Source organism: Legionella yabuuchiae, from assembly GCF_900640115.1.
Taxonomy (GTDB): Bacteria; Pseudomonadota; Gammaproteobacteria; order Legionellales; family Legionellaceae; genus Legionella_A; species Legionella_A yabuuchiae.
Genome location: NZ_CAAAIW010000020.1, coordinates 31798 through 56598, shown reverse-complemented (window position 1 = coordinate 56598; position 24801 = coordinate 31798). Strand labels below are relative to the sequence as shown.

Below are 24801 nucleotides of genomic sequence, written 5' to 3'. Positions count from 1 at the left end.
TTTTCGCGCTCAGTTGCTTCTAATTTTCTCTTCATGTGCGCATTTGATCATACTAGATCCATGATTTCAATATTTTTTTTCGGATTTTGATTTCCGATGGGTATATACTTTGAAAATTAACCTTGGGATCAATTTTAGACCGCTATCACTTTAGCAACTTTGTTGCAGTTCACTTTTGAATCGGCGCCTTAAAAGATTGCCAGATTTTAGACAAAATAGTAACGCATGCGATCACCACTATAGATCCAAAAGGAGATCAAGTCGCTCAATTTGATTCAATTTGTGAGCTTGAAAAATTTTCCGAAGAAACCATTAGGAAGAAGTCTGAGGTATTGGCTGCAGTGGCCGCAGCCTGCGGTATGCTCGCTATAGTTGCTGCAATAATAACCATCGTCCTCGCTCCCACTGACACTATTGGTCTCGCCACATGTTCATTGATGTTAAATTTTAGGAGGAATTCCACCCAAAAGAAAATTGGCTCTAGTGGCCTAGGTTTCTACTTTTGACGCCAGTTAAAAATGGGGGGATTACCATTGCATGATGCAAAAGTATAATTTGGTAAACAAAAAAGTAAAAATAATATTCTGGATTTCATAATTCGATCCTTCAAAAAGGTTTGATTTATTAGGTGGCTAACATACTGATCTCATGCTTAGCAATCAATACCATGGACAATAAATCTCTTATTTGAGAAAGGGAGCATCAAAGATCCTTAATCGCTGCTTGATCCCATTAATAAAGAAGCATCCAATGAAGAAGTCGAATGGTTATTTGACGATGACGAACTTAAAGAAGGAGGCGCTGCAGCCATTGCCTATGCCAAACTGCAGTGCACCTATATGAGTGATGTTGAGCGAGCCGAACTAAGAAAAGCACTTCTAAAATATTGTGAACTGGATACCCTCGCCATGGTGATGATTGTTGAAGCCTGGCAGGATTTGCTTGGGCAGAATAAGTAACTTGAGCATTTTATCACATAGGAATAAACTCAGATTTTTTTAAACTCTTTATTTCCAATGAATAACATCACGACCGCAAGATTAAACCTTCGCTCATGGAAACACTCTGATATCGAAGTTTTTTATCAAATCAATCAAGAGCCGAAAGTACTCGAGTTTCTGCCAGGAGCAATGAGCCATGATGCTGTCAAATCATTCATGGAAAAGCAAAATAAACAGTTTCAAGAACGTGGCTTCATGCTTTGGGCTGTTGAAATTAAAGAAAGTTCTGAGTTAATTGGTTTTGTTGGGTTGAACTTTACCGATCACCCGTTTCCCTTTGCTCCTGCTGTAGAAATAGGCTGGCGATTAGGATCAAAATATTGGGGAAAAGGTTATGCTACGGAAGCCGCAATTGCAGCTCTTAATTTTGGCTTTAATCAAATTCATTTAAACGAAATTGTTTCTTTCACCGTTCCCGAAAACATTCGCTCACAGCGCGTTATGAAACGAATTGGAATGATGAGAGATGCAAAAAATGATTTTCTTCATCCTAAATTAGCTGAGGATCACCCTCTATCTCGTCACGTTTTATACCGTATTCATAAAAATGATTTCAAACAGGAAAATATTTTTTGATATCAATCAGGTTCATTTAGTTACTCCATCATTTAAGTCATTGATTTTTTGCTTTATTATGGTTACATAGTAAAGAACACAACTGATGAGTCAGTGAAACTCTGACGAAACCTTAAGGTCTTGTGATAACGCCATCTCCCTTCCCTAATTTGTGGCGGAACGTTTAGTCGGGAATTCAGGACACGTCTTACGGCTTTACGCCGACGGAATGCTTAAGCATATCATCTTTAATAATCTGGCAAATCAATCGATGTGTCGGTGATTGTTTTTATTGCATAACCCAATGGGAGATTAATCGTCCCTCCTGGGGCCAATCCTCTTTATTTTATAAGGAATCTACCATGCAAACATCAACATCTATACAAAATGAGATTGATCATATTCTGTTTGAATTGAGTTGTTCTGTGAATAATCTGCAAGATTACCGATTGCAAATATCACCACATGATATTCAACAAGCAGAATTAAGTTTGCAAAAGCTGAAAGCCCTTATATCGTTTGTAAAGCTTTGCTCTCAATGAAAAGTTGCTTAAAAAGTAATTAAGCGCCAGCCATTTCCGCATAACAGAAAACTACCTGCCTTATGCGGATGTTTTTCTGTTATACGGCTTACTAATCAATAACAGGAGAACTTTAAATGACTGCATCTTTAAATCGCGTGACTTTAATTGGCAACTTAGGTGCTGATCCAAAAACCATTGCCGGCAAAGACGGTCAGTATTTTGTCACAGCTACTCTGGCTACCAATGAGTCATTTAAACAAAATGAGGAATGGAAAAGCAGAGTTGAGTGGCATCAGTTGGTGATGTTTGGCAAGTTAACCAAAATTGCTGACTATTTAAAGAAAGGCTCGCAAGTTTATGTTGAAGGTAAACTGCGTTCCAACCAATGGACGGATGGTGATGGCAATACCCGCCAAAGCCTCAGTATTGTGGTTAATAATATTCAGCTTATAGGCCATTCAAAATCAGCTGATGAGACTTCCTGTAACACCGCTGAAAGCCAACTGACTAAGATGCGGGAGGTTTTGCAGGATGAATCAGAAGACGTACCGTTTTAATCATACCCATCAAGGGAGCATGCTCCCATCGGGGTTTGCTCCATCAATTTAAGGAGAAACCCTATGGATACCCCTCAAATCTACGTTGCTTGTTTAGCATCTTATAACAATGGCATTCTTCATGGACGCTGGATTTCAGCTGAGCTTAGTGTTAGTGAACTCTATGCTGAAATCCAGGAAATGCTATCTGATGGTTCCATTGAAGACGCTGAAGAATGGGCAATACACGATTATGAAGGCTTTGGTAAAATAAACCTCAGTGAATATGAAGACATTGAAACCGTCGTCACATACGCTGAATTTATCAAAGAGCATGGTGAGCTGGGTCAGGAACTCATTGCAGATTTTGGCTTTGATGAAGCTCAAAAAATGATAGAAGATGAATATCATGGCGCTTATGATTCTGAAATTGATTTTGCCGAACACATTATTGATGAATGCTACAGTAACCTACTGCCCGAGAATTTAGCCTGTTATTTTAATTATCAGGCCTTTGCCCGCGATTTATTTATTAGCGAGTATTGTTCGGTGTATGTGGATGGAAGTGTTCATGTTTTTGTTTGTTACTAAGCCCCCTTCTTGGGGCTTTTTTATTTTAAATATAAATATTGCTCAATTATGAGGGTATCCTAGAAATTAAATGCCCTATTTTTGGGCTCTACCCCATTTATTTAACATTTGTTGATGAAGCATTGGAGCTTATTCCATTTGGGGTAAATTTTTAGCGCACTATTTTCCTAACGTTTATAGTGCGCATAAAGCAATCTATTTGTTTTAATAATAGGTTAATGACCCATTTTTTCCAAGTCTACATCTTCTAGCCAGAAAAAGCGACACCAAGGGGAAAAATAAAAGCAGGCATTGCTCCCGTAAATCCCACATTACTACAACTTGTCGCCACCCCACTGGCATTGATATCGCAGGTATATAGCGTATCTATGGTACTATCAGTTATATAAATTTTATTGTTGACGGCATTAAAAGCGATATCATGGGGCTCTCCAAAAGCAGGCGTTGCTCCACCCGTAAAGCCCGCATTACTACAACTTGTCGCCACCCCACCGGCATTAATTTCGCAGGTATATAGCGTGCCTCTGATACGATCTGTTACATAAACTTTATTGTTGACGGCATTAAAAGCGACACCAAAGGGCTCTACAAAAGCAGGCGTTGCTCCACCTGTAAAGCCTACATTACTACAACTTGTCGCCACCCCACTGGCATTGATGTCGCAGGTATATAGCGTGTCATTACCACGATCTGTTACATAAACTTTATTGTTGACGGCATTAAAAGCGATATCAAAGGGATCTACAAAAGCAGGTGTTGCTCCACCTGTAAAGCCCGCATTACTACAACTTGTCGCCACCCCACTGGCATTGATGTCACAGGTATATAGTGTGTCGTTGTCAATATCTGTTACATAAGCTTTATTGTTGACAGCATTAAAAGCGACACCAGCGGGAAAAGAAAAAGCAGGCGTTGCTCCCCCCGTAAAGCCCGCATTACTACAATTTGTCGCCACTCCACTGGCATTGATGTCGCAGGTATATAGCGTGTCATTACCACGATCTGTTACATAAATTTTATTGTTGCCGGCATTAAAAGCGATATCCTCAGGTGCTACAAAAGCAGGCGTTGCTCCCGTAAAGCCCGCATTACTACAACTTGTCGCCACCCCACTGGCATTGATGTCACAGGTATATAGCGTGTCTCTAGCAGGATCTATTACGTACGATTTCCTTAAAGGAGGTGGTGTAGGTGGTGTCGGCCCACCTGAAAAATCCGCTGCATAATTCTGACAATTAAGAGGCGCATCACCATTAGTGCAAAGCCTATAGGTTAATTGTCCATCACCTGTCACGTTAAATGTTTTTGGTTGCGAGGGGCTAACTGCAAAAAGACAAAACCCACTGGATGATGGGGTGCAGGTTTGTTGGCCTGGGTTTTGTAGAATAAAACCTGGGGAGGTAATTTGAATGCCGGCACTGGGATAATAGAAATTAACATTCGGTCGGATGGTTAAGTTCGGCTTAGTCGCTGTGACATCAAAAAGCAATCCGGCTGTATTTGCCGCAAAACTTACAGAAGAGAGAAGTAACAAACTCAAAAATAGGTTTTTTTTCATGTCCTTTTATCCTTACTAGGCAATGAGGGTTAGAGTAAGCGCATGTGCATAAGTATTTGAAGTTTTTAAATGATTTAAAACCTGCGGTCTTGGATTAAGCTTGCCTTCATTTAAATAAAAATATTTATATCCCACTTCAAGAGACTTATCTTTCCACACCTGATTAAGCCGAAACCCTATGCCTGCCATAGCGCTTAATTTAACTTCTGTCTCGCCCCGAAAAGCTTGATTCGGGAGGGTTACCCCACCGTCGATGGAGCGTTCATGATAATCATGTGTTTTGATAAAATTAGGCCCCACGCCGGCATCAACCACCAAAGAAACATGCTCTTCTTGTCCTTTCCAAACGCCTTTGGCATGTACATAAACTGGTACATTGGTGGTTTTATATTGATAGGCTAAATTGGGAAATGTCCTTTCAAGAAAAATAACGCCTTGAACTTTGGCAGGACTTAAATAATATACGCTAGCTCCTAAGGATACATCAATGAATTGTTTGGCCAATGCATCAAACAAATAACCCGCGCCCGCAAGAACTACAGTGTCATTTTGTTGATTGACGGTATGAACATTACCAAACGTATTTCGAATGTTGATGAGCTGCTCTTGCCCTTGATTGGCATAAGCACCACCCAACGAGAGGTTAAATTGCCCCGGAGGTAGGTGAATCGCATGCGTAGTTGTTGCAGACAAAGCCAACAATGCCGGTATGAGTGACTTGAAGTTCCGTTTCATGAATATATCCTGTTTAAAATGAAAGTGTAGCTTTTTATTTTCGCCCTTTAAACCGCGAAGTGCAACAGCGGTTATAGAATGAACATGAACTAGAGTGAGCCACGTGAAGTTGATAGTCTCGAAGGTGCAAACCAAAGGAGATTATCATGGCAACAGGTTACCATCACGTGACTCGAGACATAAGGTGTCAGATTTATGCGCTAAAATCAATGGGGCAATCACTGGGAAAAATTGCCTTGGCAGTTGGTCGCGATAAATCAACAATTAGTCGGGAAATCTCCCGTAGTACAGGCGGGCGTGGTTATCGCTTTAAACAAGCTGATGAGAAAGCAAAGTCACGCCGCAGTGACGCCAGCAAGGCACCCAAAAAGCTAACGGAAGAGATGCTGAACACCATCAGGAAAAATCTCCTTAAAGACTGGAGTCCCGATCAAATTTCAGGCCGATTAAAGCTTGAAGGCAAGGCGATAAGCCATGAAACCATCTACCAATTTGTCTGGCGTGATAAACGTGCCGGAGGCACGCTGTATAAGCATCGCCCTTTAAAACACAATGGTTACTCAATTTTTTTAATCATTTAATATTTTGATCAATCCAACCACTTATTATGACTGTATGCCAAACCAGCGTTGTACCATTCAACTTTACAGGTAGAGGAAATTTACCCTCCAGCCACCAGCGTCTTAATGTTAGTCGATTACGGCCAATAATTTTTTCCAGATCGGTAATAAATAGGACTTGTTGGGTGATTCCATTTTGATTTGTATCTTGCATCTTATAACGCGAGTATTGTTCGGTGCATGTGGATGGAAGTGTTCATGTCTTTGCATGTTATTAAGCCCCTTCATTGGGGCTTTTTTTTACTAAGGAATAAACTTGCTCTGTTGCCTGTAATAAACCTTTAGCATGCAAATGAGCGGGAATTTCACTAAACGGTTTGCTGTATAGCTGTTCGATATTAAAGTGCTGGCTAAAAAGTGCTTTTACCTCATGCTCGTCTATTGAAAATGGAGGGCCTTGCATTTCTGCTTGATCGTAAGAGGTTGTTATTAACAATAACTTTGTTTCTGTCTCAAGTAACTGCGCTAAATGCGCCGAATACAAGCGTCGAAATTCTGCCGGCAAAGCAATAAGAGCCGCTCTATCATAAACCGCATCAATTTTGCCAAGCATAGATTGATCAAGTTTAAAAAAATCGCCTGAGATAAGCGTTATCACATCACTTGAGTAAATAACAAAATCATCAGAGTGTGTGATTTTAGCCCGGATTTTGTTTTCTTTAAAAAATGCTTTACAAGCGACAGAGCTAAGCTCAATGCCAATAACCTTATAACCTTGTCCTGCAAGCCAGAGCATATCAATACTTTTACCACATAACGGCACAAAAACCCGATCACCGGGTTTGAGATCCAACTTAGGAAAATAGCGCTGCATTAAAGGATTAGGTTGTGATTGGTTAAATCCAATTTCATTACATTGCCATCGTTGCTGCCAATATTGTTTATCCATTGCATTTATCATTAAGTATCAATCAATATCAGACAAAATCAAAAACATGGAATTGTAAAAAGTACCCACTAAAGTACCCATCAAACCTTTTTTATATAGTGTCAGAATTTATTAGAAAGCGCTACAGCCCATGATTCTACTGGTGCCGTTGAGAGGAGTCGAACCTCCGACCTATTGATTACGAATCAATTGCTCTACCAACTGAGCTACAACGGCAGCGGTGGGTGAAGTATATACTTATGTTTAGTGTTGATGCAAGACTACGCCCAGGGTCCAATCAGCGCTGTTTTGCCCGGGAAGCATATATATGGGTTGTTCCGCGTTAAGTCCATAGCCATTAACGATTAATGCGTAATAATAAGACGGCAGTAAGCAGTAATTGTAGAGCGTCTCGTGATTTGGGTTTTCGGTTGTTAATTCTTCCCAGGATTTATTACACACCTCATTATTACCTTGCTCCAGTAATTGTTCACTGGTGAAATGATCTTCTTCAAAATGGAAGGGTTTGTCTTCTAAGAGATATTTTATTCCGCCTAATACATACCATTTTTCGGATTGTTTCTCAGCGAGAACGGGTTGAACTTTTCCATTGACTTCATGAACGAGATTAATCAACTTAGAAACACCCGCCTGACACGTTTGGCTATCACCTTGACCGGTTACTCCACTTGGAAGTTGGTAATTGTTGGCAAAACAGCTTCTTTCGTCTAGGAATTGATAAGCGAAAACAGTTTGGCCTAGGCCTAAGAAACTATGAGCGTAGAGCTTAATTTTCTTTCCGTACACATCCACTTCAACAATATCTTCTGGATTAATGTTTTCCGTATGCTTTACTGGGAACACAATCTGAACGGATGCCCCGCCCATGTCCATCACGCCAGCATAATTTTCTGGTTTATCCTGATCGAGTACCTTGAGCTGATAATTAACCGATAGCCAGCCAAATAAACCTTCCTCTCGCCCACTTATTGTTTTTGAATCGATTAATTTCCACTGGGAATGATGTTTAAACCATTGTCTTAGCGCGTTGTAATAACTGGCTTGTTTAGGACCGGAAAGCAAACGCATGCCGGCTGTAGCATAAAAATAAACGGGGATATTCGTGGCTAAAGCATCGGAAAATAAAATGTTCAAATAAGCATTAACAGTATCTTGGCTAGGCTCTAAGGTCGCAAAGCCTGGTCTAATCTGTTTAGACCAGACTTCTTTAATATTGATTGGTAATTGACTTTGATTGCGCTCAAATGAATAGACGTGTAGTCTAGTTCCTGTACTTCCAGCATCAACCACTGCAACACAAGAATCAGGGTAGCACGTTTCCAAATTTGGAGTAGACGCTTGGATGTTGCCGATAAATGAACCGATACAAATCAACAACAAAAACATTCGAGACATATATTAAAGATCCAATGTATTCGTTGCAGAGAGCATACATTATGACTATATTTGTGTCAAACTCTCGAGGCGATAGCAGGGCAAGATCATCTAAATCATGGCGTCACCATGATTTAGATGATCTTGCCCTGAGAAGTCATCCAAAGTTGGCGTAAAAACTAAACGACTTAAAGCAGGATGGGATAATAAATATCTATTGAAAATGTTAGGAATTAATTAAGCGCGATCGCCCTGAATTGATTACTAATCGCCAAACAAAAGCCTACCCTCGACTATTTTGGTTGTATTGAAGAGGAACTAACAGAATCGGAGGGAATTCCTAAAAGCGCCCCACGTAGCGAAGCTTCGCTTTCAGACAAATCTTCGCTTTTCATTTCTTCAAGTCGTCGATTGATATATTTATGTATAGCTAGGCCGAGTGCAGTTGGAGCACCAGATCTATCAATGTATCTTGTACATGATTGCATTAATCGCAATGCCGCTTTATATGGTCCTACTTTATTTCCGTCACAACTATAAATAGCCAAACCATTATTAGACAAAGCATAAAACACCGGCTCTATCCGCTCCCAAAATCCCGATGACCTTAGATATATACTCGGGGGAACCTTATGACTATCTATAATTTCAATTAATTCAGGATGATACATTTCTTTAATTTCTTGAGTTACCTTGTCATACGATCTAAACATAAAATCTCCGGATAGAACATAATTTATAATATGTAAGCAATATTATAATATGCGAACAAATCACACAACTAGCAATAAATTATAACATATAAAAATCTAATATCAAATAGACATGCTATAGCGAGTTGCCTCAAAAAAAATGTTACCGAAAGTCGGCAATTTTTGATTCATTGCCTCATAAATAATGTTACCGAAGCAATTCAGGGGCATTATTATGGGGAAACTCTGTATGGAGCTGTATCTTGATAATGTTAAGAAGCGGTACAAGAAAGCCAGTCGCAAAGAAAAAAGCAGTATATTAGACGAGTTTTGCGAAGCTAGTGGGTACCACAAAAACCACGCGATACGTGTTTTAAATTCATCAAAACCACGTAGGCGCGCAGTAAAAGAAAAGCGTGGAAGACCAAAGAAATATCTTTTAAGTGTCTATCAAAAACCACTTAAACAAATTTGGCTAGACACCGATCAGTTATGCGGGAAACGGCTGAAACTAGCTCTACCACTATGGTTACCGCACTATGCTAGTTCCTACGGTGAGTTGGATCCAAAGGTTTATGCTGGGTTGCTGTCCATGAGCACCTCAACCATAGACAGACTTCTTGCGGATATACGAGTTAAAATAGGGAAAGGTCGAAGTGGTACAAAGCCTGGGAAGCTACTTAAGAAGCAAATTCCTGTAAAAACTGAGCAGTGGGATGAAGATAGACCCGGTTTCTTAGAGGCTGATACCGTTGCACATTGTGGCACAAGCTTGGCAGGCAACTTTGTCTGGAGCCTTACAATGACGGATATTTGCTCCACATGGACTTGAACTTAGGGCTGTTTGGAATAAGGGCTCCACAGGTGTTGTAGCGCAAATTGAAGACATTGAACAGGCGCTACCATTTGATATATTAGGGTTCAATAATGTACTACGGCTCTGAGTTTTTAAACTGGCACTTGGTGCGCTATTTTTCTACCGAAACAGGAGAGCCACGGGTACAATTTACTCGTTCTCGACCATACCACAGTGATGATAATGCCCATGTAGAGCAAAAAAACTGGACTCATGTGCGCCAGCTATTCGGCTATGAACGTTTCAGTAGCCCCTACTTGGTAGATTTAATGAATGAACTGTATAAAAACGAGCTGTCCCTTATGAATATCTATTTCATACCAAGCACCAAACTCATAGATAAGCAGCGTGTGGTCGCAAAAATCATCAAAAAACATGACATCCCTGCAACTCCTTATCAACGTTTAATGGGATCTGAGTATATTTCAGAAGATATCAAAAAGACGCTAACGAAACAGTATAATGCGCTGAACCCTTTTGAGCTAAGAGCAACTATAAGGAAAAAGGTGGATAGAATTTTCAGCGTGCTATATCAAAAAAAATGCTCGAAAAATATGCTATAAATAACATACGGAACAGCCGGTGGACGGCGATGGCTGTGAAGGTATAAAACCAAAGGGGCCTCATTGCCGGCCCCTTTACCCCGCTAGGATATTTGTAGAAGGTATTTAAAGTTAAAAACAGTCCCTGTTCGGTAACATTCTTTATGACGCAATGAATCAGGGCTTCGGTAACATTTATTTATGAGGCAATAGGATAGACTCGTTTTAGGCATTTGATTTATGTTTTTTCATCATCCATTGAGTATGAGTCATGACTGGAATTGTTTGGTTTCGTAACGATTTGCGACTTGAGGATAACCTGGCGTTATCCCACGCTTGTGAGGAACAAGACTGTTTGATTTTGCTCTATATTCAAGATCCAAACTCGCCTTTGATTTTAGGTGAAGCGCAAACATGGTGGTTGCATCAATCGCTGAGTTCGTTCCAACAAAAATTAGAGCAACATTCATTAAAACTCTGCTTAAAGCGTGGCGATTCATTAGCCATTCTGCGGGAAATGACAAAAGCCCATCATGTGACGCAAATATATTGGAATACAGTTTATGAACCTTTACAGTTGCAACGTGATGCGATGATTAAAGCGTTTTTTAAGGACGAAGGAGTATCCGTTAAATCCTATAATTCTAGTTTGTTAATAGAACCTGAGAACATCAAAACCCAAGAGAACACGTTTTACAAAGTATTTACACCTTTTTGGAAGCAATGTCTCAGGGAAATTCAAGTTCCCAAAGTCACAACCATTTCAAAACATCCAAGTTCACCTGACTTGGAGTCCGAAGATTTATCAGAATGGAATTTATTGCCTTCAAGCCCCAATTGGGCTAATAAATTTCATGATTTTTGGATACCCGGTGAAGATGGGGCTCAGCAACAATTAGAGAATTTTATAGAGAGATCTTTGGCTCAATACGCTGATAAGCGCGATATGCTCGCTGAACAGGCTACGTCAAGATTATCTCCCCACCTTCATTTTGGAGAGCTGGGGCCTCGCCAAGTTTGGCGCGCAATGGTAGCCGCCGAAGATAGTGCGGATATAAGTGACAAAGCAGTGGATAAATTTTTAGCGGAAGTGGGCTGGCGAGAATTTTCATACTATTTGCTCTACCATTTTCCCAAACTTCCAAAAGAAAATGTCCAATCGAAATTTGATGATTTTCCATGGGAAGAAGATGAAGAAGCGTTAAACCGTTGGCAAACTGGGCAAACCGGATACCCCATTGTTGATGCCGCAATGCGTGAACTTTGGGAAACAGGTTATATGCATAATCGTGCTCGTATGATTGTTGCTTCTTTTCTTACTAAGGATTTGCTGATTGATTGGCGAAAAGGAGCCGACTGGTTTTTACACACCTTGCTCGATGCGGACTTAGCAAACAATTCTGCCGGATGGCAATGGGTGGCTGGCTCAGGAGCAGATGCTGCTCCTTTTTTTAGAATTTTCAATCCGGTTTTACAGAGCGAGAAGTTTGATCCAAATGGAGAATACATCAAACAGTGGATTCCTGAGCTTCGCGATGTTTCTACTAAAATCATCCATGCCCCTTGGAAATCTGATAAAAAAATTAAGGATTATCCAGAGCCGATGGTCGATCACAGTAATGCTAGAGAACTAGCTTTAGAACGATACAAACAGATAACCAGTTAAACTAACCGCTTACGCATAAAAGAATATTATTCCCACAATAAGAAAAATTGTTCGTCTTTGCAAGGCCACTTACAGCTGTAGCAACCCAAACATTGCGGCCGCGCTCCCTCGATAATTTAGGTGTGATAGCAGGTAGGCTTGGATAAACCTCGATGACTCAAATGAATTCCTATCTTACCGCAGTCCACAGTGTTAAAGACTGTAATATTTAATTGTTTATAGCGCTCTACAGTTTGTTGATGCGGGAAATGGTACCGATTGTCAAAGCCATAGGACGAGACAGCATATTTTGGAGAAACTTGGCGTAAAAAAGGTTCTGAGGATGAGGTTTTGCTGCTGTGATGTGGTATCAATAATACCGAAGAGCGAAGTTCTGCTCCGTAATGATTTACTAAGTAATCTTCAGCTGGTTTTTCAATATCCCCGGTTAATAAAACAGCGCCGCTACTTGATTTTACCTGCAAGACACACGAATGATTATTCTTACCTTTCAAGCGCTTGGATATAGGGAAAAAACGAAAAACGATGCCATCCCAAGTCCAGGAGGGGTAATCCTCACAGGAAATTCCGCGATGGTAATGCCCTGGATCATCCACAATTAATCGTTTAATCGGGTATTTTTCTTCTAATGAAGGCAATCCTCCACGATGATCTAGATCAGTATGGCTAATGATGACCGCATCAAGTCGATGAATTCCAAGGGTTTCAAGATAAGGAATAATAGCCAGTTTTCCCATATCGCTGCCATGAAATAGTTTAACACCAGTATCATAAAGCACAGTATGATTTGCTGTGCGAATGAGTACGGATAAGCCTTGTCCGACATCCAGAACATTAATTTTTACCTCCCCACGTCGAACCGATTCATACCTAGGAAACATGGCAAAAAGAACTAATAGCAAGGCTAATGGCAATAGTTTTTTTGCCGGAAGAAAAACGCACGTTGCAATACCAATGATTAAGGCAAGCGGATAGATAAGATTAGTAAGACTGGCTTTAAAATTGAAGAAGGAAAAAGAGTCTATCCAATTGAGATAAATCATTAGGATTGATATAGCGAGCTTAAGCAACGACGTCAGCCAAGGCAAAGCTATCCACTGACCTAAAATCATAGATCCTAATGCTAAGGGAATAATAATAAATCCAACCCAAGGCACCGCTAATAAGTTGGCGGCTAAGCCGTTGACTGATCCATACGAAAACAAATAAAGTGTAAATGGCATCAGCCCAATCATGCACGCTACTTGGAGAATAATGGCTTTTTTTATCCCTGTTTCATGAAACCGTTGGTTTGCAAGCAGTAATATGGCAACAGCGAGGAATGATAAATAAAATCCCGGCATCAACACAGAATGAGGCTCAAATAACAATACCGTCAATAATGAGTATCGCCAAGCCTGCCATACACTGAATTTTTGCCGGCAAAAATTTCTTAGCAACATAAAAAAACAAACAATCAGAGCCCTTTGGGCAGGAACTCCAAATCCCGCTAAAAGCGAATAGATAAAGGCCGTAAGCAATGCAGCCAAACTCGCAATTTTTTGAGCGGGCATGAGTAAGCATAATCTAGAACATCGACACCAAATCCATTTAACCAGCCCATATCCGATTCCGGCCATAAGCCCTATATGCGCGCCTGAGATTACCATTAAATGAATAGTTCCCGTTCGCCTGAACAAATCCCATTCACTGCTTTGGATGTGCTGAGTAACTCCCAGCGCTAGGGCTTGGGTGATTCCTGCGGACTGTTCATTTGGATCAATTTTGTAGAGAAGCTCGGCAAGTTGCTCTCGTAAATGAAGAAGCGGATAGAAATCTTGATGCTGATTCAACCGTTGATGACCGTTGAGTAATACCCCAGTCCATCCGATGTGTCGAGCTTTTAAAAAACGAACATAGTCAAATCCACCCGGATTTTCTAAATTTCTTGGTCGCTTTAATTTAACATGAAACCGCCAATATTCTCCGGCATGAACCTCAGGACACTTTCTATTACAGCTTAGAAGAACGTTTGCTCTAGCGTTTTGATGATTCAAACGCTTGACCGAGACTTCAAAATGAATATTGCCATTTTTATGCACTGGAATGGACGCAATCGCTCCTTCAAGGACTGCGGATTGTATAATGGGAGTGGCTCCCATATTGATTTCCCGCTGCTGCCATTGATGAATTTGGGCAATGAAAAAAGCTGCAGCAAACCATGACACATATCTTAGCGTTGGTCTGAAGTAAACCAAACCGAACAATAACGCGAAAGGATAGATCGTTTTAAAATACGCAGCGGCCATTCCGGCATAAAAGCAGAGAATTTCCATATTCTTGACGTTGGACTGTGTGAAACGTGACTTTACCTGAGATTAGGTCTTGTTGACAATTAATATCTCTGGCAAAAACTCTATGTTTACCCTAGGATATAAATTTCTATTGATAAAAAGGACTTTATCAGATGTATATTACTGCATTAAATGAAGGTGGTTCTGAAACACGGGTGGCCATCTCCCCTGCTTCGGTTAAGCAGTTTTTAAAATTAGATTTAAAAGTCTTAATTGAGAGCAATGCAGGAATGCGCGCTGGTTTTAATGATAATGATTATAAGTTAGCTGGCGCAGAGGTTATGGCTGATCGAAAAACGATTCTGTCCTATACGAACATTCTAGCCACCGTGGACGAGCCGCTGGTGGATGATATCAAAGATCTCCCCCCCGAATCGCTTTTAATTAGCCAAATTGATAAAAACTCTGAAAATAGTATAGTCAAATGGTGTCTTAAGCATCGAATCAGTGTTTTTTCAATGAATTTAATTCCTCGTATCTCACGAGCGCAAAGCATGGACACCCTCTCTTCACAGGCGAACTTAGCAGGATATCGCGCCGTCATTGAAGGGGTCGCTCACTACCATCGTGCGATCCCGATGATGATGACTGCGGCAGGAATGATTCATCCAGCTAAAGTTTTAATTTTAGGGGCCGGTGTGGCAGGCCTTCAGGCTATTGCTACGGCCAAACGCTTGGGGGCGGTCGTATATGCCTTTGATGTTCGCCGAGCAGCCAAAGAGCAAGTCGAAAGTCTAGGGGCTGAATTTATTGAAGTGAGCGAAGAATATGATGCGGAAACGGCTTCAGGCTATGCCGGTGAAGTCAGCGATGATTATCGTTTAAAACAAGCGGAATTGATTAGCAACTACGCTTGTCTTGCTGACATTATCATCTGTACGGCGCTTATTCCCAACAAAAAAGCCCCTGTATTGCTTAAATCAAACACTGTCGAACAGATGAAATCAGGTTCGGTTATTGTTGATTTAGCCACAGTGCGTGGTGGAAATTGCGAGCTCAGCGAGTGCGATCAGATCATAAAACATAATCAAGTTACCATTATTGGTTATAGCAATATGGCAGGTTTAATTCCAGCAACAGCAAGTGATTTATACGCGCACAACGTCGCTAATTTTTTAAAACTTGTTGATTTATCACAAGATACACTCACGTTTAATCCTCAAGATGAGATTATTCAACAAGGTATGCTCTGCCATGATGGTCAATTTGAACCCTTCCTCTATACTAAGGAGTCTGCATAATGCAATCCATCAACACGTTATCCAATCCCTATATCGCCATCGTTACTATTTTTGTTCTGGCCTGCTTTGTGGGTTACTACGTGGTGTGGAAGGTAACGCCTGCGTTGCATACGCCTTTAATGTCCGTTACGAATGCCATCTCAAGCATTATCATTCTTGGCGCATTGATTGCCGCTGGAAGCCAAGCGTTCGGTCATATTACCATCCTTGGTGGATTAGGAATTTTTATTACCGCTGTAAATATATTTGGTGGCTTTGTGGTCACTCATCGAATGCTGAACATGTATAAAAAATAAAGGAATATACCAAAATGATGACCCTCATCTCGTTTTTATATTTGATTGCGGCTTTATGCTTTATTCTGGCGTTGAAGGGGTTAGCCAGTCCAGCAACCGCTAGAAGAGGCAATTGGCTTGGTATTGTTGGGATGATTCTTGCCGTCACGGCAACGTTATTAATGCCTTTCATTCATCATCATGTATTGCTCATCAGCTTAATTGCAGCAGGAGGTGTCATCGGCACAATCATTGCCTTAACCATTAATATGACAGCGATTCCACAATTGGTAGCTGGATTTCATTCATTAGTTGGGATGGCTGCGGTTTTGGTTGCGTTTTGTGCTTACCTCACGCCAGAGTCATTTGGGATTGGCGAGCCTGGAAATATTGCCAAAACAAGTCTCTTCGAAATGAGTTTAGGATTAATCATTGGTGCGATTACCTTCTCAGGTTCTGTCATCGCGTTTTTAAAACTTCAAGGCATTATGTCTGGTAAGCCGTTACGTTATATTGGACAAGCGCTAGTCAATTTAATATTGGCTTTAGCTATAGTAGGTTCGCTCGTTTATTTTATGCTTTACCAGCCATTCAATATATTGGTATTGATGACCGCACTTTCTTTTTTAATCGGTGTACTGCTCATTGTTCCAATTGGTGGTGCAGACATGCCTGTGGTGATCTCAATGCTTAACTCATACTCAGGTTGGGCCGCGGCAGGTATTGGATTTACGTTAAGTAATCATTTGCTGGTGATTACCGGTGCCTTGGTTGGGGCCAGTGGTGCTATTTTAAGTTATATCATGTGCGTTGGCATGAATCGCTCAATTTTAAACGTGATTTTTGGCGGAATCAAAAGCTCAAACGCTGAAGATGAATATATCGACAACGAGCGCGGAAAAGTGCAACAAGCCAATGGTGAGGATGCCGCTTTTTTACTTAGTAATGCCAAAGATGTGATCATTGTTCCTGGATACGGCATGGCCGTTGCCCATGCTCAACATGCGGTTAAAGAACTGGTGGATGAATTGGAGTCACAAGGTAAGCGGGTACGATTTGCCATTCACCCAGTTGCTGGACGTATGCCTGGACATATGAATGTATTATTAGCGGAAGCAAATATTCCTTACGATCGAGTCTTTGAACAAAGCGAGATTAATCGCGATTTTCAGACGACGGATGTCGCGTTGGTGGTTGGAGCTAATGACATTACGAATCCAGCGGCAAAAACGGATCCAAACTCACCAATTTATGGCATGCCCGTGTTGGATGTTGAGCACGCTAAAAATGTACTCTTTATTAAACGCAGCCTTTCACCGGGATATGCTGGGGTGGAGAATGCACTGTTTCATAAAGATAACACCTACATGTTGTTTGGTGACGCAAAAGACATGCTTGAAGATGTCGTTAAAGCGTTGGATGAACTAGGTTAATATTTTTTAGACCTTAACCAAAATATAAAATATAATCCAAAATCGCCGAAGCTTTTTTCGTACCAGATCTCTTTTTTCGGGATTTAAATCAAATGGGCCATTCATTCTACATCACTTATTGTGTCATGGACACTGAGGCGGGAGCTAATCCTTTTGGACATGCCTGCTTGATCTTTTCGAAACAGGCCTTCGAAAAAGGTCCTATAGAAGTGGTGAACTGTTTTGGTCATTATAGCTTACCCTCTTCAACAACAAACCCTTTAATTCGCGCAGCGAAACGTATCGCTGGGTTTAGTATTGATCTTCAAGATGGACATGGTGTTTTACGGAAAGAATCAATGCGATATCTAGATGAGAATGGTTTAAAGGGGATTAGCTTTGCGGTGTCTGAAGAAGTATTTCAAAACACCATCACCTCTTGCGAGCAAAGCATTGCGGATGAGGAACAGGCGATTAAAGAACTGGATACGGAATTAGATAAATTAGGTATGAAAAAAAATGCCTATACCCGATATATTTTAGAAAGAGCAAAAGCCGCCGAAGAAAATAGAGCGCCAAGATTAAAGAAATTCCATGTTACTATGGACCTCACCAAACATGGCCCTGACACTAGTCATTCTTATACATGCAAAGACCGTGCTTTAGATATATTGCAGGATAATGGTGTTTTTTCTTCCGAAGTTCGTGGTATATTAGCCTCAACAAGAGCCAAACAAGCCTTTCCTCGTTATAGTCGCTTTTCTCTCGCTCCCATTCGTCTGGTAAGCACAGGAGACTTATTAACCCATCGATCAGCGCGAACTGGAAAACTTTATTGTTATAGTGAATGGGAAAAAAATCAACTATATTGGGCGACTCCTATCGCAATAATGGACTCTAAGCCGTCTTTCACCCCTAATTTTAATGCCATCAAAGAAATTCATCGTATTTTAAAAACTCTTTTAAATCGCGTTCGTCAAATGGAAGCGGCTATCATCAATAAAATTGATGAATTAGAAAAAAAAAGTGGGCATCAACAAGAGCGTTTACTCTTTAAAGATCAATTGCGACGATTACGGTTAATCGCTTTGGAATTTAATAATGGCTTTCAAAACAGCAATTTTGAATGTTTACTAGCAAAACGTCTAAAAGCTGAAACAATTCTAAATGTAGCCACTTTGTGCTTGAACCCAGATAAAGTTAAATACTCCTTTGTCTTTCGAGCAATAAAAAGCGCTTATTTATTTCATATGCTTCTGGGCTTACTGTTACTTGCGGCAACGATCGCTCTTTTACCAATCGCACCATCGGTTGCGGTAGCTTCAACAGCGGCGCTTGTGTATACCGGACGTAGCATGCACGGATTTTATAAAGAAGAAGTTAAATTTGCAGAAATGAAATCCGATTATAATCAATACATGCAAAACCAAACCGTTAGTCACTCACGGGATGAAGTCAGCTCTCCTACAGAACCTGCTTATGCCTGATAAAAAAAAATATTCGTTTTATCCAAAGATACTAAAAAACATGGATATACCCGTGGTCGTTCAAAATGCGTGATTTATACTTTTTTTTCGCCCTGCCGCATTTTAAGAGAATGAGCCATGACTCGCCTTTTAAAGTGCGACAGGTCAAAAAATAAAGGCGCCCAAAAACTCGCATTTTGAAAGATCACAGGTATATACTAAAATTTCAAGCTCTGCTACAACTAGAGTCTGCGGGTTTGAGGTGCTCTTGAATTATTTCTATTGCTTAAAGATTAATTAAAGAGTATCTTTATGTGCTATTTTCTACAAGGAGATAATTATGATTCGTAAAATAGGATTAACAGCCCTATTAATGACTTCGTTACTGAGTAGCAATCCTGCCTTGTCTGCTCACGAAACGTATTTAACCCCCGCCATGAGCTTTAACTATGAATTAAAACCCAATATGCCAGAGCTCATTACAAATATTTCCTGGTGGTCAATTTCTGCTGAATGTACAGTAAGTACTGAGGAAGACTCAACAAAAATCAGTATCTTAAACAATAAAAAATCAGTTTCAATTAATGGCCAAAAATTAGCACCAAATCAAAAAATTGTTATGGACTTCAAAGATAAGGACGTATTTACAATTTTGGCAGACTCCGGCGCCCAAGCTGAGCTTATTAATTTAGGTGAAAAAGTTGTAAAAGCCCGCTGCATGCCGGCTGGTTCATCTCTTGGCTAAAATTAGATCCTGAAAAAGTCTAACTGACCCGACTGGTTCGGGTCAGTTTCATCAATGTTCACGAGTCGCTGAAAACTGTATTTTGGGGAAACGCTCTTCGGCCATCGTTAAATTAACCCTAGTCGGCGCCAAATACGTTAACGTGTCACTCCCATCTAAGGCCAGATGATCATAGGCTTTAGTACGAAACTCGACCATGGCTTTCTCATCATCTGAGTGAACCCATCGTGCGCAGGAAATATTAACGGGTTCATAAATGCATTCCACTTTGTACTCATCTTTTAAGCGATGAGCGACCACATCAAATTGTAAAATCCCTACGGCTCCCAAGATCAATTGGTTGCTATTTAATGGCCTAAATATCTGCGTTGCGCCCTCTTCTGACAATTCAATCAAGCCCTTAAGTAAGGCTTTGCTTTTTAAAGGATCTCTTAATCGCACTAAACGATATAATTCAGGCGCGAAATTTGGAATTCCTGTAAACTTCAGGGATTCTCCTTGGGTGAACGTATCACCGATACGAATAGTGCCATGATTGTGCAAACCAATAATATCGCCAGCTAACGCAAATTCCGTATGACTTCTATCTCCAGCCATAAACGTTAAAGCATTGGCTATTTGAACATCCTTGCCGAGGCGAAGATGCTTTAATTTCATTCCTTTTTTATATTCACCGGAACAAATTCGTAAGAACGCAATGCGGTCTCGATGTTTAGGATCCATATTAGCCTGAATTTTAAACACAAAACCGCTAAATTCAGTTTCTTCAGGATGAACATCACGTTCATGAGCTTCGCGCTTTTTCGGACCTGGTGCATACTCTGCAAAATCATCAAGTAATTCTTTAATTCCAAAATTATTAATCGCCGAGCCGAAATACACTGGAGTCAGTTTGCCGCTTAAATAAGCCTCTACATCAAACGCATGCGATGCCCCTTTAACCAATTCAATTTCATCACGTAACTCTTGAGCCACGTCACCTAATAGGTGATCAAGCTCTGGATTATCAAGGCCTTTTACTTGTAATGCTTCTTGAGTTTCAGCATTTTTTCCTGGCTGATATAAAAATACGGTGTCGGAATACAGGTGATAAATCCCTTTAAAACGCTTACCCATTCCTACAGGCCAAGTCACTGGTGCGCATTGAATCCCTAATACGGTTTCGACTTCATCTAACAGCTCGATTGGCTCTCGCCCTTCACGGTCAAGCTTATTAATAAAGGTCATGATAGGCGTATCACGAAGACGACACACTTCCATTAACTTAACGGTTCGATCTTCAACCCCCTTCGCCACATCGATTACCATCAACGCTGAATCTACCGCCGTTAACGTACGATAAGTATCTTCAGAAAAGTCTTCGTGCCCTGGTGTATCCAGTAAGTTCATAACGTGATGATTATGAACAAACTGCATTACTGAGGTTGTAACTGAAATCCCTCGCTCTTGCTCCATTTTCATCCAATCGGAGGTCGCATGCCGTGATGCTTTGCGGCCCTTAACTGTGCCAGCTAATTGAATCGCCCCTCCAAATAGCAACAGCTTTTCAGTGACGGTGGTTTTACCAGCATCAGGATGTGAAATAATAGCGAATGTACGTCGCTTTGAATAATCGTGATAAAAATCAGACATGGATAACCTGTAGGACTGAGCTTGCAAAAAGCAAATTATTCTGAATAAGGCATACTACCCAAGATACTGTAAAATGCGATATTTTAGGCGATATTCGGATAAAAGTCGGATTTTGTAGTATCTTGGGTATAATTATACTTTAAAAAGAAAGATTAGCCCAAGTAAGATTTAAATTACTAAGCATTTATCTTTACACAGAAGTATGACGATGCAGAGATAAATAGAATTTGTCTTTAATTTTTAATTAAAAAAAGCTAATGCTATAGAAATCAAAACAATAACCATGATAGCTGCCAGTTTATGAGTCGTTGAAAATGATCGTTTTTTCTTAGGCTTTTGTCCACTCACAACATTATTCTCCATAGAGGTTCAAATAAATTCATTTACATTTTTCGCCCAAACTTTGAGAAAAAATCGTTGATAGGGCGGTTAGGGTGAATATGTTTCATCCTTTTCAAAACTCAACGATGTTTCTACGGGCTCAAAATAGGAGGAAACCATCTGCTCTGTGACTTCCTCAAGATGACTGGGTTGCCATTTTGGTTGTTTATCTTTATCCACGAGCAATGCACGAACGCCTTCATAAAAGTCATTTCCACGCATAAAATGATTGACGAGATTAAAATCCATTGTTAAGCACTGAGCCAAATTCATCATGGACGCTTTTTTCATTTGTCTTAACGTCACTTTCAAACTCAAGGGAGCTTTGGCTTGCAAGGTCGCTAATGTTTCATGATACCAATCTTCTTGTTTGCTTTTTAAATAGTCCACAATGTCTTCGACTTCGTTAAAATTAAATGCAGAGTTAACGTACTCGCAAAGAGTACTCATGTCGCTAGAATACGGTCTAGTGTAGCGATTTAAACAAGACTCAATCTTAGCTAGTGTATCTTGAGATAAATCCTGTTTCATTAAATCATCGAGCAAGTCTTTCATTGCCTCGGCGGGTACCACATATCGAACCAAACCAAGTTCGTAAGCTTCAGCGGCATTTAAACGATTGCCCGTTAAAGCGAGATAAGTTCCAAATTGATTCGGGCAACGCGATAATAAATGACTGGCTCCAATATCAGGAAAAAAACCAATTCCAGTTTCAGGCATAGCAAATGAAAATGAGGTTGAGGCGACTGGATGAGAGCCATGAAGTGAGATACCGACACCGCCCCCCATGGTAATACCATCCATTAACGCAATATATGGCTTTTTGAAGTGATGAATAAAATGATTTAACCGATATTCATGCCAAAAAAACGCCATCTGTTCAGGATCATCCTGTTTACCTGTTTCATACAGCCAGCGAACGTCTCCCCCCGCACAAAAAGCCTTGCCTGGCTCTGCGCGAACGACGACCGCATGAATATCAGAATCGTCTTGCCAAGCAAGTAACTGTTCCTGCATGGCTAAAATCATAGTTAAGGTCAACGCATTGAGCGCTTTTGGACGAGTTAAGGTGATAAGACCGATATGGTGTTCACGGGAAAAAACTACCCCATCTGTCATTCTTATTCTCCCGTAAAGTTAGGCGTTCGCTTTTCAAGAAAGGCATTCACGCCTTCATTTTTATCTTTACTGGCGCATACTTTTGCAAAATGAACCGCTTCGAGATGCAAAGCATCACTCAACGCCATGTCATAGCCGCGATCAATCACTTCCATGGTGCTTGCAATCGCTAAAGGAGCCATGGATAAAATCCCTTTTAATACTTGTTTGCTTTCTTCTAACAGTTTTTCAGGTGAAACGACGTGGCTTACCAAGCCCCAATGCAATGCAGTTTCAGCATTAATAAAGCGTCCTGTTAAACATAAATCCAGCGCGCGTCCTTTGCCCACTAAACGAGCTAGACGTTGTGTACCGCCATAGCCTGGAATCACACCAAGTTTCACTTCTGGCTGCCCAAATTGAGCGTTGTTTGACGCGATGCGTAAGGTTGCTGACATGGCTAATTCACACCCACCTCCAAATGCAAACCCATTGATTGCAGCAAGAGAGGGTTTTCCAAGGGTTTCAAGCTCGCGAAAACAAGCTTGGCCGCATTCGGCAAATTGATAGCCGGTTTTCGCGTTACATTCAGCAAGACGATTAATATCTGCTCCAGCACAAAAGGCTTTGCCGGTACCAGTTAATAGCACGGCTTTGACTTTATTTTCTTCACGCGCAGACCGAAACCTTTCCCACAAATTATGAAGAATTTCAGTGCTCAAGGCATTTAATTTATCGGGACGATTTAGCGTTAATGTTAAAATTCCATCTTCATCCAGTTGTTCATCAATATAAGTCATTATTAACTCCTTTTTTATTCAAACAAATACTCATCGTCTAAAACCGTTTTAGCGATGATTTCGCGCATGATTTCATTCGTTCCCTCAAGAATTTGATGCACTCTTAAATCCCTGAATATACGTTCGATCTGATAGTCGCGCAAATAACCATAACCACCGTGCAATTGCATTGCTTTATCTGCGATGTTAAATGCGACATCGGTAGCGATGCGCTTTGCCATAGCACAATAGAAAGGCGCTTTTGGATTTTCGTTATCTAAAGCCTCTGCTGCACGATAAACCATTAAGCGAGCCGATTCAAAATCAGACATCATATCCGCAAAGTAGAATCTTAAAGCCTGTATTTGAGTTAAAGGCTGGCCAAATTGCTTCCTCTCTTTCATGTATTGTTGAGTTAATCGTAAGCACGCTAGCGCGCCTCCTAGCGAACACGCTGCGATGTTTACCCGTCCTCCATTAAGCGCATTTAGCGCAATTTTAAACCCAGCGCCTTCATCTCCGACACGGTTACTTACTGGTACTTGGCAATCCTCAAAAAACACCATCGAAGTCGGCTGGCTTCTCCAACCCATTTTCTTCTCTTGCTGGCCAAAACTGATACCGGGCCTATCCTTTTCAACCAGAAGACAGCTGATTCCATGATGCGATTCATCGCCTGTGCGCACCATGCAAAGATACACATCACTCACCCCACCACCCGAAATAAATGCTTTAGCGCCATTAAGAATATAATGCTCTCCATCTCGAACTGCCCGCGTCCTTAAAGAGGCCGCATCTGAGCCAGATTCTGGCTCAGTCAGGCAATAACTGGATAATACCTCCATGGAGCTCAGTTTCGGTCCCCATTGCTTTCTCAAAGAATCATCAGCATAGCGATCAATCAGGGATGAGACCATGTTGTGAATAGAGAGATAAGCGCTTGTGCTAATACAACCAGAAGCTAACTGCTCGAAAATAATCGCAGCATCCAGTCGAGATAAGCCAGCCCCCCCGATCTCTTCTCGAACGACCATACCAGCCATGCCCAGCTCTGCGGCTTCTCGTAACACATCGACTGGAAAGTGGTGTTCTTCATCCCAACGCTCTGCATTTGGGGCGAGTTTATGCAAAGCAAAGTCAGCAGCCATAGTTCGAAAAGCGTGGTGCTCTTCGTTTAGTTGAAATTGCATACTCTAGCTCCTTCTAGTCAACTGAATGCATTCAAGTGTAGCTTATTAAAAATTTTTTAGATTATCCTGATAGGATGACCGAATGAAAAATGATATTATTGCCAATTTTT

The 24801-nt window shown here is 40.8% G+C and carries 24 protein-coding genes and 1 tRNA gene; 13 read left to right on the top strand and 12 right to left on the bottom strand.

Annotated features, from left to right (window positions below; translation table 11 throughout):
- Positions 1-1016: 1016 nt before the first annotated feature.
- The 4 genes from E1O47_RS08535 to E1O47_RS08520 all read left to right on the top strand — a co-directional run bounded on the left by E1O47_RS08535 (position 1017) and on the right by E1O47_RS08520 (position 3207).
- The gene (locus E1O47_RS08535) at positions 1017-1577 is read left to right on the top strand and encodes a GNAT family N-acetyltransferase (protein WP_133130836.1); all 561 of its coding nucleotides are present in this window, start codon (positions 1017-1019) and stop codon (positions 1575-1577) included.
- 341 nt (positions 1578-1918) lie between these two features.
- On the top strand, positions 1919-2098 hold the full coding sequence (locus E1O47_RS08530) for a hypothetical protein (RefSeq protein WP_133130835.1): 180 nt from the start codon (positions 1919-1921) through the stop codon (positions 2096-2098).
- Positions 2099-2214: 116 nt separating this feature from the next.
- Positions 2215-2637, top strand: a complete 423-nt coding sequence (locus E1O47_RS08525; RefSeq protein ID WP_133130834.1) for a single-stranded DNA-binding protein — start codon at positions 2215-2217, stop codon at positions 2635-2637.
- Positions 2638-2700: 63 nt separating this feature from the next.
- Positions 2701-3207: an antirestriction protein ArdA gene (locus E1O47_RS08520; RefSeq protein WP_133130833.1), complete on the top strand. Its 507-nt coding sequence runs from the start codon at positions 2701-2703 to the stop codon at positions 3205-3207.
- Between the two features lie 247 nt (positions 3208-3454).
- On the opposite strand, the gene E1O47_RS08515 is transcribed toward E1O47_RS08520, so the two are convergent.
- The gene (locus E1O47_RS08515; protein WP_133130832.1) at positions 3455-4765 is read right to left on the bottom strand and encodes an NHL repeat-containing protein; all 1311 of its coding nucleotides are present in this window, start codon (positions 4763-4765) and stop codon (positions 3455-3457) included.
- Positions 4766-4780: 15 nt separating this feature from the next.
- Positions 4781-5500: a hypothetical protein gene (locus tag E1O47_RS08510; protein ID WP_133130831.1), complete on the bottom strand. Its 720-nt coding sequence runs from the start codon at positions 5498-5500 to the stop codon at positions 4781-4783.
- 146 nt (positions 5501-5646) lie between these two features.
- Here E1O47_RS08510 and E1O47_RS08505 point away from each other — a divergent pair, with 146 nt between their 5' ends.
- Positions 5647-6081 (top strand): helix-turn-helix domain-containing protein, encoded by a 435-nt coding sequence (locus E1O47_RS08505; RefSeq protein WP_133130830.1) that lies wholly within the window; start codon positions 5647-5649, stop codon positions 6079-6081.
- On the opposite strand, the gene E1O47_RS08500 is transcribed toward E1O47_RS08505, so the two are convergent.
- From E1O47_RS08500 to E1O47_RS08480, 5 genes are all read right to left on the bottom strand, one after another.
- Complete coding sequence (locus E1O47_RS08500) at positions 6074-6274, bottom strand: helix-turn-helix transcriptional regulator (RefSeq protein WP_133130829.1); 201 nt, start codon at positions 6272-6274, stop codon at positions 6074-6076. The genes E1O47_RS08505 and E1O47_RS08500 overlap by 8 nt on opposite strands.
- Before the next feature lie 60 nt (positions 6275-6334).
- Positions 6335-7009, bottom strand: coding sequence for a thiopurine S-methyltransferase (gene tmpT / locus E1O47_RS08495; protein ID WP_165475085.1), 675 nt, complete (start codon positions 7007-7009; stop codon positions 6335-6337).
- Positions 7010-7149: 140 nt separating this feature from the next.
- A tRNA-Thr gene (locus tag E1O47_RS08490) sits at positions 7150-7225 on the bottom strand.
- 27 nt (positions 7226-7252) lie between these two features.
- Positions 7253-8404 carry an acetate and sugar kinases/Hsc70/actin family protein gene (locus E1O47_RS08485; protein WP_242602079.1) on the bottom strand — a complete coding sequence of 384 codons (1152 nt, stop codon included), beginning with the start codon at positions 8402-8404 and terminating at the stop codon, positions 7253-7255.
- Positions 8405-8676: 272 nt separating this feature from the next.
- A complete protein-coding gene (locus E1O47_RS08480) occupies positions 8677-9096 on the bottom strand; it encodes a hypothetical protein (RefSeq protein WP_133130827.1) in 420 nt (139 codons plus the stop codon).
- A gap of 214 nt (positions 9097-9310) precedes the next feature.
- Here E1O47_RS08480 and E1O47_RS12430 point away from each other — a divergent pair, with 214 nt between their 5' ends.
- From E1O47_RS12430 to E1O47_RS08465, 3 genes are all read left to right on the top strand, one after another.
- Positions 9311-9907 (top strand): hypothetical protein, encoded by a 597-nt coding sequence (locus tag E1O47_RS12430; protein ID WP_207384310.1) that lies wholly within the window; start codon positions 9311-9313, stop codon positions 9905-9907.
- Positions 9908-10002: 95 nt separating this feature from the next.
- Positions 10003-10494: a hypothetical protein gene (locus tag E1O47_RS12425; RefSeq protein ID WP_133130825.1), complete on the top strand. Its 492-nt coding sequence runs from the start codon at positions 10003-10005 to the stop codon at positions 10492-10494.
- Positions 10495-10744: 250 nt separating this feature from the next.
- Positions 10745-12139 carry a cryptochrome/photolyase family protein gene (locus E1O47_RS08465; protein WP_133130824.1) on the top strand — a complete coding sequence of 465 codons (1395 nt, stop codon included), beginning with the start codon at positions 10745-10747 and terminating at the stop codon, positions 12137-12139.
- 116 nt (positions 12140-12255) lie between these two features.
- Here E1O47_RS08465 and E1O47_RS08460 read toward each other — a convergent pair whose 3' ends face one another.
- Positions 12256-14454 (bottom strand): DNA internalization-related competence protein ComEC/Rec2, encoded by a 2199-nt coding sequence (locus tag E1O47_RS08460; RefSeq protein ID WP_133130823.1) that lies wholly within the window; start codon positions 14452-14454, stop codon positions 12256-12258.
- A gap of 131 nt (positions 14455-14585) precedes the next feature.
- On the opposite strand from E1O47_RS08460, the gene E1O47_RS08455 reads away from it, so the two are divergent.
- The 5 genes from E1O47_RS08455 to E1O47_RS08435 all read left to right on the top strand — a co-directional run bounded on the left by E1O47_RS08455 (position 14586) and on the right by E1O47_RS08435 (position 19611).
- Positions 14586-15713: a Re/Si-specific NAD(P)(+) transhydrogenase subunit alpha gene (locus tag E1O47_RS08455; RefSeq protein WP_133130822.1), complete on the top strand. Its 1128-nt coding sequence runs from the start codon at positions 14586-14588 to the stop codon at positions 15711-15713.
- Positions 15713-16009, top strand: a complete 297-nt coding sequence (locus tag E1O47_RS08450; protein WP_133130821.1) for a proton-translocating transhydrogenase family protein — start codon at positions 15713-15715, stop codon at positions 16007-16009. Before E1O47_RS08455 ends, E1O47_RS08450 begins: the two co-directional genes overlap by 1 nt.
- A 14-nt stretch (positions 16010-16023) precedes the next feature.
- The gene (locus E1O47_RS08445; RefSeq protein WP_133130820.1) at positions 16024-17421 is read left to right on the top strand and encodes an NAD(P)(+) transhydrogenase (Re/Si-specific) subunit beta; all 1398 of its coding nucleotides are present in this window, start codon (positions 16024-16026) and stop codon (positions 17419-17421) included.
- A 92-nt stretch (positions 17422-17513) separates the two neighbouring features.
- Positions 17514-18887: a hypothetical protein gene (locus tag E1O47_RS08440; protein WP_133130819.1), complete on the top strand. Its 1374-nt coding sequence runs from the start codon at positions 17514-17516 to the stop codon at positions 18885-18887.
- Positions 18888-19206: 319 nt separating this feature from the next.
- Positions 19207-19611 (top strand): hypothetical protein, encoded by a 405-nt coding sequence (locus tag E1O47_RS08435; protein ID WP_133130818.1) that lies wholly within the window; start codon positions 19207-19209, stop codon positions 19609-19611.
- A gap of 51 nt (positions 19612-19662) precedes the next feature.
- Here E1O47_RS08435 and E1O47_RS08430 read toward each other — a convergent pair whose 3' ends face one another.
- From E1O47_RS08430 to E1O47_RS08415, 4 genes are all read right to left on the bottom strand, one after another.
- Entirely contained in the window at positions 19663-21243 is a 1581-nt protein-coding gene (locus E1O47_RS08430; protein WP_133130817.1) for a peptide chain release factor 3, read from the bottom strand.
- A 429-nt stretch (positions 21244-21672) separates the two neighbouring features.
- Positions 21673-22743, bottom strand: a complete 1071-nt coding sequence (locus E1O47_RS08425) for an enoyl-CoA hydratase/isomerase family protein (RefSeq protein WP_133130816.1) — start codon at positions 22741-22743, stop codon at positions 21673-21675.
- A 2-nt stretch (positions 22744-22745) separates the two neighbouring features.
- Positions 22746-23522 carry an enoyl-CoA hydratase/isomerase family protein gene (locus E1O47_RS08420; protein ID WP_133130815.1) on the bottom strand — a complete coding sequence of 259 codons (777 nt, stop codon included), beginning with the start codon at positions 23520-23522 and terminating at the stop codon, positions 22746-22748.
- A gap of 14 nt (positions 23523-23536) precedes the next feature.
- Positions 23537-24691, bottom strand: a complete 1155-nt coding sequence (locus tag E1O47_RS08415) for an acyl-CoA dehydrogenase family protein (protein ID WP_133130814.1) — start codon at positions 24689-24691, stop codon at positions 23537-23539.
- Positions 24692-24801 lie beyond the last annotated feature (110 nt).